Annotated in this window: 14 protein-coding genes; all 14 read left to right on the top strand. The window is 60.1% G+C overall.

What is annotated here, in order from left to right:
- Complete coding sequence (locus tag IP76_RS17430) at positions 1 to 477, top strand: hypothetical protein (RefSeq protein ID WP_054159509.1); 477 nt, start codon at positions 1 to 3, stop codon at positions 475 to 477.
- On the top strand, positions 477 to 2,222 hold the full coding sequence (locus IP76_RS17425) for a penicillin-binding protein 2 (protein ID WP_054159508.1): 1,746 nt from the start codon (positions 477 to 479) through the stop codon (positions 2,220 to 2,222). The genes IP76_RS17430 and IP76_RS17425 overlap by 1 nt, the downstream gene beginning before the upstream one ends.
- 56 nt (positions 2,223 to 2,278) lie before the next feature.
- Positions 2,279 to 3,733, top strand: coding sequence for a UDP-N-acetylmuramoyl-L-alanyl-D-glutamate--2,6-diaminopimelate ligase (locus IP76_RS17420; protein ID WP_197278374.1), 1,455 nt, complete (start codon positions 2,279 to 2,281; stop codon positions 3,731 to 3,733).
- A complete protein-coding gene (locus tag IP76_RS17415) occupies positions 3,730 to 5,163 on the top strand; it encodes a UDP-N-acetylmuramoylalanyl-D-glutamyl-2,6-diaminopimelate--D-alanyl-D-alanine ligase (RefSeq protein ID WP_054159506.1) in 1,434 nt (477 codons plus the stop codon). Before IP76_RS17420 ends, IP76_RS17415 begins: the two co-directional genes overlap by 4 nt.
- A gap of 24 nt (positions 5,164 to 5,187) precedes the next feature.
- Complete coding sequence (gene mraY / locus IP76_RS17410; protein WP_054159505.1) at positions 5,188 to 6,288, top strand: phospho-N-acetylmuramoyl-pentapeptide-transferase; 1,101 nt, start codon at positions 5,188 to 5,190, stop codon at positions 6,286 to 6,288.
- A 7-nt stretch (positions 6,289 to 6,295) separates the two neighbouring features.
- Positions 6,296 to 7,705, top strand: coding sequence for a UDP-N-acetylmuramoyl-L-alanine--D-glutamate ligase (gene murD, locus IP76_RS17405; RefSeq protein WP_054159504.1), 1,410 nt, complete (start codon positions 6,296 to 6,298; stop codon positions 7,703 to 7,705).
- A 1-nt stretch (position 7,706) separates the two neighbouring features.
- Complete coding sequence (ftsW, locus tag IP76_RS17400; protein WP_054159503.1) at positions 7,707 to 8,861, top strand: putative lipid II flippase FtsW; 1,155 nt, start codon at positions 7,707 to 7,709, stop codon at positions 8,859 to 8,861.
- A 4-nt stretch (positions 8,862 to 8,865) separates the two neighbouring features.
- Positions 8,866 to 9,987: an undecaprenyldiphospho-muramoylpentapeptide beta-N-acetylglucosaminyltransferase gene (gene murG, locus IP76_RS17395; RefSeq protein ID WP_054159502.1), complete on the top strand. Its 1,122-nt coding sequence runs from the start codon at positions 8,866 to 8,868 to the stop codon at positions 9,985 to 9,987.
- Positions 9,984 to 11,396, top strand: a complete 1,413-nt coding sequence (gene murC / locus IP76_RS17390) for a UDP-N-acetylmuramate--L-alanine ligase (protein WP_054159501.1) — start codon at positions 9,984 to 9,986, stop codon at positions 11,394 to 11,396. The genes murG and murC overlap by 4 nt, the downstream gene beginning before the upstream one ends.
- On the top strand, positions 11,397 to 12,371 hold the full coding sequence (gene murB, locus IP76_RS17385; RefSeq protein WP_054159500.1) for a UDP-N-acetylmuramate dehydrogenase: 975 nt from the start codon (positions 11,397 to 11,399) through the stop codon (positions 12,369 to 12,371).
- A 71-nt stretch (positions 12,372 to 12,442) separates the two neighbouring features.
- A complete protein-coding gene (locus IP76_RS17380) occupies positions 12,443 to 13,288 on the top strand; it encodes a GGDEF domain-containing protein (protein WP_054159499.1) in 846 nt (281 codons plus the stop codon).
- A gap of 211 nt (positions 13,289 to 13,499) precedes the next feature.
- Complete coding sequence (locus IP76_RS17375) at positions 13,500 to 14,426, top strand: D-alanine--D-alanine ligase (RefSeq protein WP_054159498.1); 927 nt, start codon at positions 13,500 to 13,502, stop codon at positions 14,424 to 14,426.
- Positions 14,414 to 15,343: a cell division protein FtsQ/DivIB gene (locus tag IP76_RS17370; RefSeq protein ID WP_054159497.1), complete on the top strand. Its 930-nt coding sequence runs from the start codon at positions 14,414 to 14,416 to the stop codon at positions 15,341 to 15,343. Before IP76_RS17375 ends, IP76_RS17370 begins: the two co-directional genes overlap by 13 nt.
- Entirely contained in the window at positions 15,340 to 16,671 is a 1,332-nt protein-coding gene (gene ftsA, locus IP76_RS17365; protein ID WP_054159496.1) for a cell division protein FtsA, read from the top strand. The genes IP76_RS17370 and ftsA overlap by 4 nt, the downstream gene beginning before the upstream one ends.
- The last annotated feature ends 69 nt before the right edge of the window (positions 16,672 to 16,740 follow it).

Here is a 16,740-nt window from a genome sequence, read left to right as displayed (position 1 = left end):
ATGTTGAAAACCTTCGATCTACTTCTGATCGGAACGATGCTGGCAGCAGCCACGATCACCTACCAGATCAAACATGACACCGATAACAAGGCGGCTGAGGTTCGTCGGCTTGAGGCCGAGATCAAGCTTGAGAAGGATACGATCGAGTTGCTGAAGGCCGACCATGCGCTGCTGACCCAGCCCAACCGGCTTGAGCGTCTCGTGCATGCCTATGCAACCGAACTGCAACTGGAACCGACTGCGCCGACCCAGCTGGCGCGACCGGTCGAGTTGCCCATGCCGAAATCCGAGACGCCAGAGTCGAAGCTCGCCGCCGAAGAACTTGCCAAGGCGGAAGCAGCAAGAGCCGAAGCCGCCGCTGTGGCTGCTGCCGAAGCGGAAGCCGAAGCCGCCGAGGCGGAGGCTGCAATGGCAGCCGATGCTGCAAATTCCGACCCCGTCCGGGACCTCATTACGACAGGATCGGTGGATAACTGATGACCTTTCTTTCCCGAATCATGGTCCTGAAGAGCCGTGCCCACTTCTCAACAGACGGTCAGCGCGGTGGCGTCTCAGCCAATAATCTGACAATCAAAGGTGCCGGCAAGCGCAAATCGCAGATGGCCAAGAACCGTGTCGGTCTGGTGATCGCCGGGTTCTGCCTCGTTTACACGGTGATCGGCGGCCGGCTGGTGCAGTATGGCTATGCGCAGCCGGAAACCGTCTCCAGCATTCTGCCGGCGGACCGCCTGATGGCGTCGCGTCCCGACATTCTCGACCGCAACGGCGAAGTGCTGGCGACCGACATCCGCACTGTTTCGCTGTTTGCCGAGCCCCATAAGATCGTCGATGCCGACGAGGCCGTTGAGCGGCTTCAAACCGTGCTCAAGGATCTGGATGTCCGCGACACCTATCGCAAGCTGTCGTCCAATTCGCGTTTCCAGTGGCTGCGCCGCCAGCTGACGCCGAAACAGCAGAGCCAGATCCTGGCGCTCGGTATTCCCGGAATCGGCTTCAGGCCGGAAAAGCGACGCTTCTATCCGGGTGGTCCCACGGCCTCCCATATTGTCGGTTACGTCAACATCGACAATCGCGGCATGGTCGGGATGGAGCGCTATATCGACAATCAGGGCATGGCGGATCTGCGGGCGCTTGGCATGACCAGCGATGCACCGCTGGAGCCGGTCAAGCTGTCGATCGACCTGCGTGTGCAGAACATCGTCCGCGACGTGCTGGTCGACGCCATGGCCAAGTTCAAATCGATCGGTGCTGGCGGTGTCGTCATCGATGCTCATACTGGCGAAATCCTTGCCATGGCCTCGCTGCCTGATTTTGATCCGAACAATCCTGTCGGATCCGAGGACGGTTGGCTGAGCCGTATGGCAAACGGCACCTTCGAGATGGGCTCGACCTTCAAGTCCTTCACGATTGCCATGGGGCTCGATTCCGGCAAGGTGTCGCTCAAGGACAGTTTCGACGCCCGCTATCCGATCCGCATTGGCGGGTTCACCATCAAGGACTTCCACGGCAAGAACCGTGTGCTGACTGTGCCTGAAATCTTCCAGTATTCTTCCAATATCGGTACGGCCAAGGTTGCCGACCTCGTCGGGACCGAAGCACACAAGGAGTTTCTGACCCGCCTCGGCTTGCTGACGAAGATGCAGACGGAACTGCCTGAAGTTGCGATGCCCACTCAGCCGCGCGAATGGAAGAAGATCAATTCGATCACCATCTCCTTCGGCCATGGCGTGTCAACCACGCCGTTGCAAACGGCGGTGGCAGGGGTTGCGCTGGTCAATGGCGGTAAGCTGATCGAACCGACCTTCCTGCCGCGCACCCGAGAACAGGCCGATCTGGTAGCAAAGCAGGTCATCAAGCCGTCGACCAGTGACGACATGCGCTTCCTGTTCGAGTGGAACGGTATAAAGGGATCGGGCAAGAACGCCCGTGTGGAGGGCTTCGACGTTGGCGGCAAGACCGGAACGGCCGACAAGGTGGTGAACGGGCGCTATGTCGGCGACAAGAACTTCAACGCCTTCCTTGCCGCATTCCCGATTGATAACCCGCGTTATGTTGTTCTGACATTTATCGACGAACCGAAGACGGACAAGGGCAATGGCGCGGCGCTGGCCGGTAATACGGCGGCTCCGATGGTGGGCGACATCATCCGCAGAAGCGCCGCAATTCTCGGTGTAGAACCGAAATACGGGGAAGACGGGTCAGCTTTGCTCGTCTCATATTGATCAGAATGCAGGTGGACGGGGCGATTCGCCCCGTTTGCCCGGAAGGATGGACTGCCATGTTGCTCGGTGCTCTCGCGGGTGGAGATTTCAAAAATCAGGTCGCGCGAAGTGGCGCAGAGGCGTTGGAGATCAAGGCGCTGTCGGCCGACAGTCGTCATGTCCAGCCCGGAACGCTGTTCTTTGCCCTGAGTGGCAGCAAGACGGATGGCGCAGCCTATGTCGTCCAGGCCGTTGAGAAGGGCGCTGCTGCCATCGTGGCGGCGCAGCCGATCGAGGCGGCCGTTCCTGTGATTGTTGTCGAGGATCCGCGACGCTTCCTAGCTCTGGCCGCCGCGCGTTTCGTGGGCCGTCAGCCTGAAATCATGGTTGCGGTTACAGGCACAGCCGGCAAGACGTCGGTCGCGTCCTTTACCCGCCAGATCTGGGCCGAGGCCGGACTGGCCGCCGCACAGATCGGCACGACCGGCGTGATTTCACCAACACGCAACGATTATGGCTCGCTGACCACGCCGGATCCGATCTCGTTGCACGGGCTGCTTGGCGAACTCGCAGCCGAAGGTGTAACCCATGCGGCGATGGAAGCGTCCAGCCACGGGCTCGATCAGTGCCGCCTCGATGGGGTTCAGCTGTCAGCAGCCGGCTTCACCAATCTCGGCCGCGACCATATGGATTATCATCCGACGGTCGAAGACTACATGGCGGCCAAGATGAGGCTGTTCACAGACCTGCTCCCAAAGGGCTCGCCCGCTGTGATCTTCTCTGACGATCCGTGGTCGACCGAGGCTGTGAGGGTTGCGACCGAAGCTGGCCATGATGTGCGGACCGTCGGACGGGCGGGCAATTTCCTCGCGCTCAAGCGCGTCGAGCACTTCCGCCACAAGCAAGTGGCTGAGATCCATCACGGCGACGACATTTATGAGGTCCATATCCCGCTTGCCGGTGATTTCCAGATTGCCAATGCGCTGGTCTCTGCGGGGCTTGCCATCGCGACGGGTACGCCGGTTGCCGTTGCGCTGAAGGCGCTGGAGCACCTCAAGGGGGCGGCCGGTCGGCTCGAATTGATTGGCCAGACCAAACAGGGCGCGCTGGCCTATGTCGACTATGCCCACAAGCCGGATGCGCTCGAGAATGTGCTGCAGTCCGTCCGGCCCTTTACCACGGGACGCGTCATCGTGGTCTTCGGCTGTGGCGGTGATCGCGACAAGGGCAAGCGCCCGATCATGGGCGAAATCGCCACGCGCCTCTCCGACATCGTCATCGTGACGGACGACAATCCGCGTTCGGAAGTGCCTGCGACGATCAGATCCGAGATCATGGCTGCTGCCCCGAAGGCGATCGAGATCGGTGACCGTGCTCAGGCGATCCGGGCGGCCGTCGCCATGCTGTCGGCGGGCGATACGCTTATTGTCGCGGGCAAGGGACACGAAGAAGGGCAGACGGTGGGGGCGGAGACCTTACCCTTTTCCGACCACATCGAAGTCCGCAAGGCATTGGAGGAGTTCGACCGTTGAGCACGCTCTGGACCTCACGCGAGATGGTTGCCGCCATGGGCGGACGGCCGATCGGCAATTTGCCTTCCGGCATTACCGGGATATCCATCGACAGCCGGAGCGTTTCGCCCGGTGAAGCTTTCTTTGCGATCAAGGGAGATCGCGTCGACGGTCACGATTATGCGACCTTTGCGATTGCCAACGGTGCCTCGCTCCTTGTTGTCAACGAATCGAAGCTTCCTGCACTCGGCCGGCTCACGGCGCCGATGATCGTCGTTGACGACGTCTTTGCCGCGCTCCAAAAACTCGGGCTTGCAGCACGGGAACGTACATCGGCGACGGTCATCGCGGTGACCGGCTCCGTCGGCAAGACAACAACCAAGGAAATGCTGCGTTTGACACTTGAGCCATCTGGCAAGGTGCACGCTGCCGTCGCCTCCTTGAACAATCACTGGGGCGTGCCGCTGACGCTTGCGCGTATGCCGGCCGATACGCGCTACGGCGTCTTTGAGCTGGGTATGAACCATCTGGGGGAAATTGGCCCGCTGTCGCGCATGGTCCGCCCGGATGTGGCAATCATCACAACAATTGCACCAGCGCATCTCGGCAATTTCTCGAGTGTCGAAGAGATTGCCGAAGCCAAGGCCGAAATCTTCGAAGGGCTCGCCACCGGGGGCGATGTGATCCTCAACCGAGACAATCCGCACTATGAACAGCTCGAGGCCGCAGCATATGCGGCCGGCATCGAGAATGTCCATAGTTTCGGCCAGCATGCCAAGGCCGATTTCCGGCTCGCCGAATTCGATGGTGCGGCCGAGCAGTCGACGCTTTGGGCATCCTTTGGTGCTGAAACCTATGAAGTGACGATTGGAGCGCCGGGCCGTCATCTGGCGGAAAACGCCATGGCTGTCTTGGCAGCCGTCGCTCTGGTCGGGGCGGATATCGATGCCGCGATCGAAGCGCTTGGCCACCTGTCTGCAGTCAAGGGACGGGGTGCCCGGCATCGGTTGATGCTGAACGGCGGCGGCTTCACCTTGATCGATGAGAGCTACAACGCAAATCCCGCTTCGATGCGCGCCGCGATCGCGGTGCTTGCGGCGGCCCAGCCCGATGCTGGCGGCCGCCGGATTGCCGTGCTTGGCGATATGCTGGAAATGGGCGCGTTTGCCCCCGCCGTGCATGCCGAACTCTCGGGGCCGCTGCTTTCGGCCGGTATCGAGCATGTTTGGCTTGCCGGGCCGGAGATGGCAGCCCTTCGGGAGGCGTTGCCAGAGACGGTCAACGTCGTGCATTTCGAACGCACCGATGACCTCGTGGCCTTTGTCGTTTCACAGATCCAGACGGGCGATGTTGTCATGGTGAAATCGTCACTCGGGATCGGTTTCGGAAAGATCGTTGCCGCTCTGCTTGACAAGTATCCGTCGTTCCCCGACACGGAGCGCCAGTTTTAATCCGGGCTTTTGGAAAGGGCTCCCATGCTGATTTGGCTTGTGGATCTGGCGAACCACTTTCAGTTTTTCAATCTGTTCCGGTATATTACCTTCAGAACAGGCGCCGCCATGTTTACATCGGCCCTGGTGGTCTTTCTGTTCGGCCCCGCGATGATCTCATCACTTCGGGTGCGCCAGGGCAAGGGACAGCCGATCCGGGCGGATGGCCCTCAGACGCATTTCAAGAAGGCCGGTACGCCGACCATGGGCGGATTGATGATCCTCGCGGGCATCGTCGTATCATCCTTGCTCTGGGCAGATCTCTCGAATGTTTATGTGGTCGCGACCTTGTTGGTGACGCTGGGCTTCGGCGCGATCGGCTTTTATGACGACTACCTCAAGGTGACGAAGCAGACGGAGAAGGGCTTTTCCGGCAAGGCCCGTCTGGGTATCGAGTTCGTGATTGCCGGTGTCGCCGTTTACTTCATGATGTCGACAGCGCTTGCCTCCGGACCTGAAGCCTCGACCTTCGGCTCGTCGGTAGCCTTCCCCTTCGTCAAGGATTTCGTTCTCGATCTCGGCCTGTTTTTTGTGATCTTTGGCGGGTTCGTCATCGTTGCCGCCGGCAATGCCGTCAACCTGACCGATGGCCTCGATGGCCTTGCCATCGTGCCGGTGATGATTGCCGCAGCCTCTTTCGGCGTGATTGCCTACTTGACCGGTAACGCGGTCTTCTCGAACTACCTGCAGATCCATTTCGTGCCGGGGACTGGGGAACTCGCAGTTCTGCTCGGAGCCGTAATCGGCGCTGGTCTTGGCTTCCTCTGGTTCAATGCGCCGCCGGCGGCGATTTTCATGGGTGATACTGGCTCGCTGGCCCTGGGTGGCCTGATCGGTTCCGTGGCGGTCGCAACGAAGCACGAACTTGTCATGGCAATCATCGGCGGTCTCTTCGTCATGGAGACGCTTTCGGTGATCATCCAGGTCGGCTATTTCAAAATGACCGGAAAGCGGGTGTTCCTGATGGCCCCGATCCATCACCACTTTGAAAAGCTCGGCTGGACAGAGAGCCAGGTCGTGATCCGGTTCTGGATCATTGCCGTCGGGCTTGCCATGCTCGGTCTGTCGACACTTAAGCTCAGGTGAGGGCGCGATGATCCCGGCAACCACGTTCAAGGGCAAGAGGGTCGCGCTGTTCGGTCTCGGAGGGTCCGGGCTTGCCACAGCACAAGCACTGCTGGCTGGTGGCGCAGATGTCATTGCCTGGGATGACAATCCCGATAGCGTCACCCGCGCGGCCTCCGTCGGGATTTCGACAGGTGATCTCAGGCAGATCGACTGGAGCCAGGTTTCGTCCTTTGTGCTGTCGCCGGGCGTTCCGCTAACGCATCCCAAGCCCCACTGGACGGTTGCGCTGGCCAGGGCCTCGGGTGTCGAAATCATCGGTGACGTCGAGATCTTCGTGCGTGAACGTCGAGCACATGCGCCCGGTTGCCCATTCATCGCGATCACCGGCACCAATGGCAAGTCGACGACGACAGCGCTGATTGCCCATATTCTTTCGTCTTCGGGGCGGGACACGCAACTCGGCGGCAATATCGGCCGTGCCGTGCTGACGCTCGATCCACCAAAGGACGGGCGGTACTTCGTCGTTGAGTGCTCGTCCTACCAGATCGATCTCGCGCCAACGCTCAATCCAACGGCTGGCATCCTGCTAAACCTCACACCGGATCATCTCGACCGGCATGGGACGATGCAGCATTATGCCGAGGTGAAGGAGCGCCTGGTGGCCGGGGCAGGCACCGCGATCGTTGGGATCGACGACAGTTACTGCGAATTGATCGGTGATCGCATCGAACGGGGCGGTCACAAGGTCATCCGGATCTCGAAGCGCCAGCCATTGGCCGATGGGCTTTATGCGGAAGGCTCTACGATCATGCTTGCCGAGCAAGGCAAGACGTCGATGCTCGCGGAGCTGGGCGGGATCCAGACGCTCAAGGGCAGCCATAACGCGCAGAATGCTGCCGCTGCGATCGGGGCTTGCCTTGCCGTTGGTGTCTCGGTGGCCGAGATCCGCGCAGGACTTGAGAGTTTCCCTGGCCTCAATCACCGCATGCAGCCGGTTGGCCGTCGCCGCCAGGTGCTGTTCGTCAATGACAGCAAGGCGACCAATGCCGATGCGGCGGCGCCGGCCCTGTCAAGCTATGAGCGGATCTACTGGATTGCCGGCGGTTTACCGAAAGAGGGTGGCATCGCAAGCCTCGCACCACTTTTCCCGCGCATCGTGAAAGCCTACCTCATCGGCGAGGCGGCCTCCGCCTTTGCTGCACAACTGGGTGATCGCGTGGCCTTTGAGATTTCCGACCGGCTGGATCGTGCCGTCGCCCATGCGGCGCAGGATGCTGATGAAGACACTGAAGGGTCGGTCGTCATGTTGTCGCCGGCCTGTGCGAGCTTTGACCAGTACAAGAATTTCGAGGTTCGCGGTGAGGCCTTCGTTGCCCATGTCGCGGCGCTCGACGGGGTAACCATGCTGATCGACGTGCCAACAGGAGGCAGATGATATGGTGAGCCGCGTTGAGCGAGGTCCTGTCGCAGACTGGTTCTGGACGATTGATCGTCTGTTCCTGTTCACCTTCGTGCTGCTGATGGGTATCGGGCTGATGCTGTCCTTCGCGGCATCGCCTGCCGTGGCGGAACGTCTGGGGCTCGACAGCTTTCACTTCGTCAAGCGCCACGCCTTCTTCATGATGCCGGCGCTCACTGTCATGATCGGCCTGTCATTCCTCTCGCCACGGCAGGTGCGGCGCACGGCCATGGTGCTTCTTGCCGTTGCCCTGATCATGATGGTGCTGGTGCTGTTCATCGGCATCGAGGTCAAGGGAGGTCGTCGCTGGCTGTCGCTGGCCGGCATGTCGATCCAGCCATCCGAGTTCATGAAGCCTGCCTTTGTCGTGATCTGCGCCTGGCTCTTTGCCGAACATGCACGCCAGCCGGAAATTCCGGGCAATTTGTTTGCCATCCTGCTTTTTGGCATTGCAGCCGCCTTGCTGATTGCCCAGCCTGACCTTGGTCAGACGATCCTGATCGGCAGCGTCTGGGGTGCGATGTTCTTCATGGCCGGCATGCCATGGCTTTGGATCGTGGTTCTCGGATCGCTTGGTGTGTTTGGCGTTTTCGGTGCCTATTACACGCTCCCACACGTCGCAGGTCGTATCGACCGCTTCCTGACCGGGGAGGGAGACACTTTCCAGGTCGATACAGCGCGTGAGGCGATTATCCGTGGCGACTGGTTTGGCCAGGGTCCCGGCGAGGGGATCGTCAAGCGGATCATTCCCGACAGTCATACAGACTTCATTTTTTCAGTGGCGGCGGAAGAATTCGGCATCATCTTCTGCATGGTGCTTGTGGCGATCTTCGGCTTCCTCGTGCTGCGGGGGCTCAGTCATGCATTTCGCGAGCGCAACGATTTCAACCGGCTGGCCGTTTCCGGATTGGTTCTGCTGCTCGGCGTGCAGTCGATGATCAATATCGGCGTCAATCTCGAACTTCTGCCGGCGAAGGGGATGACCCTTCCGTTGATCTCTTATGGCGGCTCGTCGATGACCGCGATCTGCGTCACGGCCGGCTTCATCCTGGCGTTGACCCGTCGACGCCCCGAAAAGCGAGCCCAGGAGCGGAGCCTGTTCCGGTCCGTCGCCGGGGTTCCAGCGGAGTAAGCCCATGTCCAAAGGCACAATTTTGCTCGCCGCCGGGGGGACCGGCGGCCATCTTTTCCCGGCCGAGGCCTTGGCGCATGAATTGAAGCGTCGCGGTTACGGTGTCGATCTCGTCACGGACCGCCGGGCCGAGCGTTATGCTGGAAGCTTTCCGGCTGACACCGTGCATACCGTCAATTCCGCTACGATTGGCTCGAAGAACCCGGTCGCCATTGTCAAAGCGCTGCTGTCGTTGTGGCAAGGGTATCGCCAGGGCCGTGCGCTGGTGTCGAAACTGAAGCCCAAGGCCGTCATCGGGTTTGGCGGATATCCGACAGTACCGCCGCTTTTTGCTGCGGCGGGCCTGGGCGTTCCGACCGCGGTGCATGAGCAGAATGCCGTCATGGGACGCGCCAACCGTCTTCTTGCCTCGCGGGTGAAAGCCATTGCCGGCGGCTTTCTGGCGCCGGCTGGCGATTATCGTGACAAGATGGTGCTGACTGGAAATCCGGTCCGGCCAGCGGTAATCGAAGCGTCAAATGTCGCCTACCAGGCGTCCGGCGCTGGTGAACTGTTCCGGCTTGTCGTCTTTGGCGGCAGCCAGGGCGCGCAGTTCTTTTCCGATGCCATTCCGTCGGCTATCAAGCTTTTGCCGGAGGCCGCACGACAGAGGCTTGTTGTCACCCAACAGGCCCGTCCGGATGATCGCCAGAAGGTGGTTGACGCCTATGCGGCACTCGGCGTGTCGGCTGAGGTTGAGCCGTTCTTTACCGACATGGCCGCGCGCATTGCGTCAGCGCACCTGGTAATATGCCGCTCTGGTGCCTCGACTGTCTCTGAGCTCGCAGTGATCGGACGCCCGAGCATCCTTGTGCCTTACCCCTATGCGCTTGATCACGACCAGGCCGCCAATGCCAAGGCGCTAGCAGCCGAAGGCGGAGCAGAGGTTATTGCGCAATCAGAGCTGTCGGCGGAACGGATTGCGCTGTTGCTGCAGGATGCAATGGATGCGCCGGAAAGGCTGGCTCATACAGCTGCGGCGGCAAAAAGCACGGGCAAGCCGGATGCGGCCAGCTTGCTCGCCGATCTCGTAGAGGCTATTGCCGCCGGCAAGGGCATCGCCCAGTCGAAGGGAGCCACACAATGAAAATGCCGAAAACAATTGGGCTGGTCCATTTCATCGGGATTGGCGGCATCGGGATGAGCGGGATTGCAGAAGTCCTGCACAATCTCGGCCACAAGGTCCAAGGGTCTGATCAATCCGAAAGCGCGAATGTGCAGCGGTTGCGCGCCAAGGGGATCGAGGTTTTCGTGGGCCATAGCGCTGATAATCTCGGCGAGGCCGAAGTCGTCGTTGTTTCGACAGCGATCAAGAAGGAAAATCCGGAGCTGGTCGCGGCGCGTGAAAAGCTGCTGCCCGTCGTTCGGCGCGCGGAAATGCTGGCGGAGCTGATGCGGTTCCGCAATGCAATTGCCGTTGGCGGAACGCATGGCAAGACGACCACGACGTCGATGGTCGCCGCCCTTCTTGAAGCTGGCGCAATGGACCCAACCGTCATCAATGGCGGCATCATCAATGCCTATGGTACCAATGCGCGCATGGGTGAGGGCGAGTGGATGGTGGTCGAAGCGGATGAGTCCGACGGCACCTTCCTCAAATTGCCGGCTGAAGTGGCGATCGTCACCAATATCGATCCGGAGCATCTGGACCACTACGGCACCTTTGACAATGCGCGTGCCGCCTTCCGCCAGTTCGTCGAGAACGTTCCGTTCTACGGCTTTGGCGTGATGTGCCTTGATCATCCGGAAGTGCAGGCGCTGGTCGGCAAGATCGAGGATCGCAAGGTCATCACCTACGGGGAAAATCCGCAGGCTGATGTGCGCTTTTCCAACGTCCGCCTAGACGGCACGCGCTCGATCTTCGACGTGGAGATCCGCCGTCGTCGAACCGGTCGTGTGTTCAACTTCAATGACCTCGTCTTGCCCATGCCAGGGCGACACAATATCTCGAATGCCTGCGCCGCAATCGCGGTTGCCAATCGCCTCGATATTCCGGAAGAGGCGATCCGGCGCGGGCTTGAGGGGTTCGGCGGCGTGAAGCGTCGCTTCACCTTGACCGGAAGCTGGAACAATGTGCAGGTCTTCGATGACTACGGGCACCACCCAGTGGAAATCAAAGCAGTGCTGAAGGCTGCGCGCGAATCGTGCAAGGGCCGGATTATCGCCGTGCATCAGCCGCATCGTTTCTCGCGGCTTGCAAGTCTCTTCGAGGATTTCGCCAACTGCTTCAACGATGCCGACACGATTTTCCTGTCGCCAGTCTATGCGGCGGGCGAAGATCCGATAACAGGCGTCGATTCGGAAACGCTGGTCTCGCGGATCAAGTCGGGCGGGCATCGTGACGCACGTTACCTCCCGAAGTCAGGAGACCTTGCCTCTCTCGTTGCGGCCATTGCGCAACCGGGCGATTTTGTGGTCCTGTTGGGGGCCGGTAACATTACCCAGTGGGCAGCCGCCCTGCCGGCTGAACTGGATGCAATTGCGGGAAAGTCTTGAATGAAACAGGTGGATGGGGAAAAGCTTCTGGCCTCGCTCGGACCGGGGGTCAGTGAACTGAAGGGCCGGCTGACGCCAGACGCGCCGATGGACCGTGTAACGTGGTTCCAGGCGGGTGGCCTCGCCGAGCTCATGTTTCAACCCCATGACACCAATGACCTGGTGACGTTCCTGAAACTTTTGCCGGAAGACGTTCCGCTGACGGTGGTCGGTGTTGGCTCCAACCTTCTGGTGCGTGACGGCGGCATCCCCGGTGTGGTGATCCGGCTGTCGGCCAAGGGTTTTGGTCAGGTCGAGCTTGCTGGCGAGAACCGAATTCGCGCTGGCGCGATTTGCCCGGACAAGCACATCGCCGCCATGGCGATGGACAATAACATCGGCGGCTTCCACTTCTACTATGGCATTCCGGGCTCCATCGGTGGCGCGATCCGCATGAATGCGGGTGCCAATGGCGGCGATACGGCCGGCCGGCTGGTCGAAGTCGAGGCGGTCGATCGCAAGGGCAATGTTCACGTGCTGTCGAACGCCGACATGGGCTACAGCTACCGTCATTCTGCAGCCCCTGAGGGCTTGATCTTCACCAGCGCGCTGTTCGAGGGCTATCCCGAGGATAAGGCCAAGATCCGCGCCGACATGGATGCCGTGCGTCACCACCGCGAGACGGTGCAGCCGGTGAAGGAGAAGACGGGCGGGTCGACCTTCAAAAATCCGGAAGGCCATTCAGCCTGGGAATTGATCGACGAGGCAGGATGCAGGGGTCTGATGATCGGCGGTGCGCAAATGTCATCCCTGCATTGCAACTTCATGATCAATGTCGGCCATGCCACTGGCTACGATCTCGAATATCTTGGCGAGAGTGTTCGCCAGCAGGTCTTCGAGAAAACCGGCGTCAAACTTGAATGGGAAATCAAGCGGCTTGGCATCTTTATGCCTGGTCGTGAGGTCAAGCCGTTCATGGGAAGCGCGGCTGTCTGACTGCCGCGAGTCGCTCTACGACGGTTTTTTAACTCGCGTAACGTAAGCTCCCTCCAGTCCAGGGGTGGTTTATGGTCAGATTTGCGCGGCATTGGGTGATACGGCAGCTAACGCTGGGCGAGTTTTCGTCCCGTGCTGCCGTATGGAGCAAGGCGACCTGGATGGCGGCCAAGATCGCCTTGGTTGCTTATGGGCTTAATCTGCTCGCCCATTTGTTGCTGGTCGCCTTCAACCTCCTGCCCTATCCGCTGGGTCCGGCACTGGTGATCGCGACCGTGCTTACGCCACCCGTCTCGTTTTTGGTGGCGCTCGTTGCATATGCCGTCGTCGGCCTTGCCATTTATGATCTACGTATTTCCCGGCAGAAGTTCGAACTTCTCAGCCGAACCGACATGCTGTCTGGACTGATGAATCGGCGTGCATTCGTCGAGCAGTTTGAGCGGATGAAGGGGCCGGTCTCGATGGTCCTGTTTGATATCGACCGGTTCAAGGCAATCAATGACAACTTCGGCCACAAGGCTGGCGACGAGGTCATCGCTGAAGTGGGCGAGATTCTACGCCGGATCGTACCAGCGGATGGGATGGCAGCACGCCTGGGCGGGGAGGAGTTCGCCATCCTCATTGGCAGTGACGGTGATGCCTCGGTGATGGATATTGCCGAACATGTGCGTCTCGCGGTTGAGTGCAGGGCTTTCTTCGGCCCTGGCGGCCATATCCCGGTGACGGTCTCTGCTGGAATTGCCGAGGCTGCCATGGGGGCGGGGTTTAGTGAAATGTTCTGTCGGGCTGATCAGGCGATGTATGTCGCCAAGGCTGCAGGGCGTAATCGAATCGTCCATGCCGATCAGTTTCTGGATCGTGACACAGGTTTACGACGCGATTTCATGAGCGCTCCAGCGGTTGCCTTGCTGCATTGATTTTTTTTGTGCGAAGCCCCTAAATCGTTCTTATTTTCAGATTGATATCCTCTGATTTTAATTCTCTATCGGAGGATTTTTCGTGGCCTGAAAGTGGCTCTGGTTAACGAAAGTAAACGGTTCATTAACCTTAATGTTGTTCAACTGATCTTGCAGAAAGCCCGTGCGACCTGAGAGTCGCGGGGCAGGTATCGAATTTTGCGAGGCGTTGATGACTGGCAGGCATGTTGCGGTTTTGATGGGTGGATTTTCTTCGGAGCGGCCGGTGAGCTTGTCTTCGGGGGCAGCCTGCGCCGCAGCCCTCGAAACCGTCGGCTATCGTGTCAGTCGCGTGGATGTCGGCCGTGATATCGGCCGGGTGCTCGAAGAGTTGCGGCCGGATGTCGCCTTCAATGCGCTGCATGGGCCTTACGGCGAGGATGGCACGATCCAGGGTGTGCTCGAATACCTCCAGATCCCTTACACGCATTCGGGGGTGCTGGCTTCGGCGCTTGCCATGGACAAGCGCCAGGCGAAGATCGTTGCGGCACAGGCAGGTGTGCCTGTTGCGGAAGCGATTGTTCTCAATCGCTTCGATATCGGCACGGTTCATCCGATGGCGCCTCCCTATGTGGTGAAGCCAGTTCGCGAAGGGTCAAGCTTTGGCGTGGTCATCGTTCGTGAGGATATGACGCATCCACCGCAGATCCTGACGTCGAGCGAATGGAAGTATGGCGACGAGGTTATGGTCGAGCGTTATGTCGCTGGTCACGAGCTGACCTGCGGTGTCATGGGCGACAAGGTTCTCGGGGTCACTGAGATCGTCCCTCTCGGTCATGCCTTCTACGATTTTGATGCGAAGTATGCGGCCGGGGGCTCTGAGCATGTCCTTCCTGCGCAAATTTCACCGAAAATTTACCAAAAAATACAAGACTTAGCGCTGACGGCGCATCGGGCGCTCGGGTGTCGCGGAGTGAGTCGCTCAGACTTTCGCTACGACGACCGGATGTCCGAAGAGGGCGATCTGATCTGGATGGAATTGAATAACCAGCCCGGCATGACCCCGACCTCGCTGCTGCCGGAAATGGCGGCGCATGCCGGTTATGAATTTGGTGAATTCCTGCGTTGGATGGTGGAGGACGCTTCTTGTTCTCGTTGAGCGGCAATAAATCGGTAAACGGCAGGGGCACCAATGCGGTTGCTCATGCTTCGGGTGAGGGTGTCGTGCTGCCGCGTCCTTTGCGTCGCGTTGTGCGGTTTATCCTTAGCCTTTGCGCCGGTCGCATCGTTTTGCCGCGCCATCTCGGCAAGATGTCGCTGATCAGCTTCTATTCTGCCGTCGCGCTTCATGGAACGATCGTTGGTGGCCATTGGCCGGCTGTCATGGAGGCTACGACTTCCGGTGTGGGGTTCGCCGTTGAGGACGTCAGGGTCTCCGGCAATCAGCATACGTCCGAAATCGATATTCTTCAGTTGCTTGGTCTTGATGGCTCGACGAGCCTTCTCGGTCTCGACATTGCCGCGGCGCGCACCGCAATTGCCGAGCTTCCCTGGATCGAATCGGTGGAGATCCGCAAGGTTTACCCGGCGACCGTCGAAATTCTGCTGCGCGAGCGCCAGGCCTACGGCATCTGGCAGCATGGAACCGATTTGTCCTTGATCGAGCGTTCGGGCAGCGTCATTGCGCCGCTGCGCGACAACAAGTTTGCTTCGCTGCCGTTGTTCGTCGGTCGCGATGCGGAAAGTGCTGCTGCGGCGGTCGAGAAAGAATTCTCGGCCTGGCCGGCAATTGCATCGCGGGTCAAGGCCTTTGTTCGCGTCGGCGGGCGCCGTTGGGATGTTCACATGGACAATGGCATTATCGTTCGTCTGCCGGAGGGCAAGATTGCCGACGCGCTGGCGCTCCTCAACCGTTTCGAAGAGGAGCAGTCTGTGCTCTCGCGCGATATCGCCGCAATCGACCTTCGTCTCCCCGATCGGGTCACGGTGCGTCTGACGCCGGAAGCCCAGGGGCGACGTACCGCTGCCCTCGAGGAGCGTCGCAAAACACTCAAGAAGCTGGAGCAGAAGATATGAGCATCTTCGGTGGTTCCTCCTTCGGTCTTCCGCGTTCCAAGCCGCTTTCTTCGAAGCGGGCGCATGTCGTTTCGGTGCTCGACATCGGCTCGACAAAGGTTGTCTGCCTGATTGCACGCCTGACGCCGCGGCGCGAAACGTCCGTCCTGCCGGGCCGCACCCATAATGTCGAAGTGATCGGTCTCGGTCACCAGCGGTCCTACGGCGTGAAGTCGGGCGTCATTGCCGACCTCGATGCCGTCGAGAACGTCGTACGTCTGGCCGTGGACGCAGCCGAACGCATGGCCGGGCTCACGGTCGAAAGCCTGATCGTCAACGTTTCGGCGGGCCGAATCGGGTCTGACGTCTACACGGCAACCATCGATCTCGGTGGCCAGGAAGTGGAAGGCTCCGACCTCCGCAAGGTGTTGATTGCGGCTGGCCAGCAGTCGCAGGGCAACGACCGGGCCGTGCTGCATTCGCTGCCGACAGGCTTTTCGCTTGACGGCGAGCGGGGAATCCGTGATCCACTTGGAATGTATGGCGACGTCCTCGGCGTCGACATGCATGTGGTCACGGCCGAACGTGCAGCGCTCCGCAATCTCGAACTCTGCATCAACCGTGCTCATCTGACCGTCGAAGGTGTGGTTGCCACACCTTATGCCAGCGGGCTTGCTGCCCTGGTTGACGACGAAGTGGAGCTTGGTTGCGCAGCGATTGATCTTGGCGGTGGCATGACCACCATCTCGGTCTTCGCGGAAGGCAAGTTGATCCATACGGACGCCATCGGGATCGGCGGTCATCATGTGACCACAGATCTGGCGCGCGGGCTTTCGACCCGTATCGAGGATGCAGAACGTCTGAAAGTCGTTCACGGTTCGGCTGTCGCCAATGGCGCCGATGATCGCGAAGTCGTGTCTGTCCCGCCGATCGGCGAAGACGACCGCGACCAACCGATTCAGGTGCCCAAGGCTCTGCTCACCCGGATCATCAGCGCGCGCATCGAGGAGACCCTCGAATTGCTGCGCGACCGGATCCAGGCGTCGGGCTTTTCGCCTATCGTCGGCAAGCGGGTCGTGCTGACCGGCGGCGCAAGCCAGCTGACTGGCATGTCTGAGGCGGCACGGAAGATCCTGGCGCGCAATGTGCGGATCGGTCGCCCGATGGGCGTGTCGGGTCTGCCAGCGGCTGCCAAGGGACCGGCGTTTTCGACAGCCGTCGGACTGACGATCTATCCGCAGATGGCGGACCAGGAGACACATGCCGGGCAGGGCGGGCTCTTCTCGCCCTTTGGCAACGGAAACAGCCGCTTCGCCCGTATGGGGCAATGGCTGAAAGAGAGTTTTTGAGTTAGCGGCCGGATCATAAGGTTCGGCCAAGGAAAATCTGTTGAAATACCATGGCCGGCTTGGCGATGC

This window comes from Rhizobium sp. AAP43 (genome assembly GCF_001296045.1).
Classification (GTDB): Bacteria; Pseudomonadota; Alphaproteobacteria; order Rhizobiales; family Rhizobiaceae; genus Allorhizobium.
The sequence above is the reverse complement of the archived record's forward strand: the minus strand, read 5'-3'. Positions and strand labels throughout refer to the sequence as shown.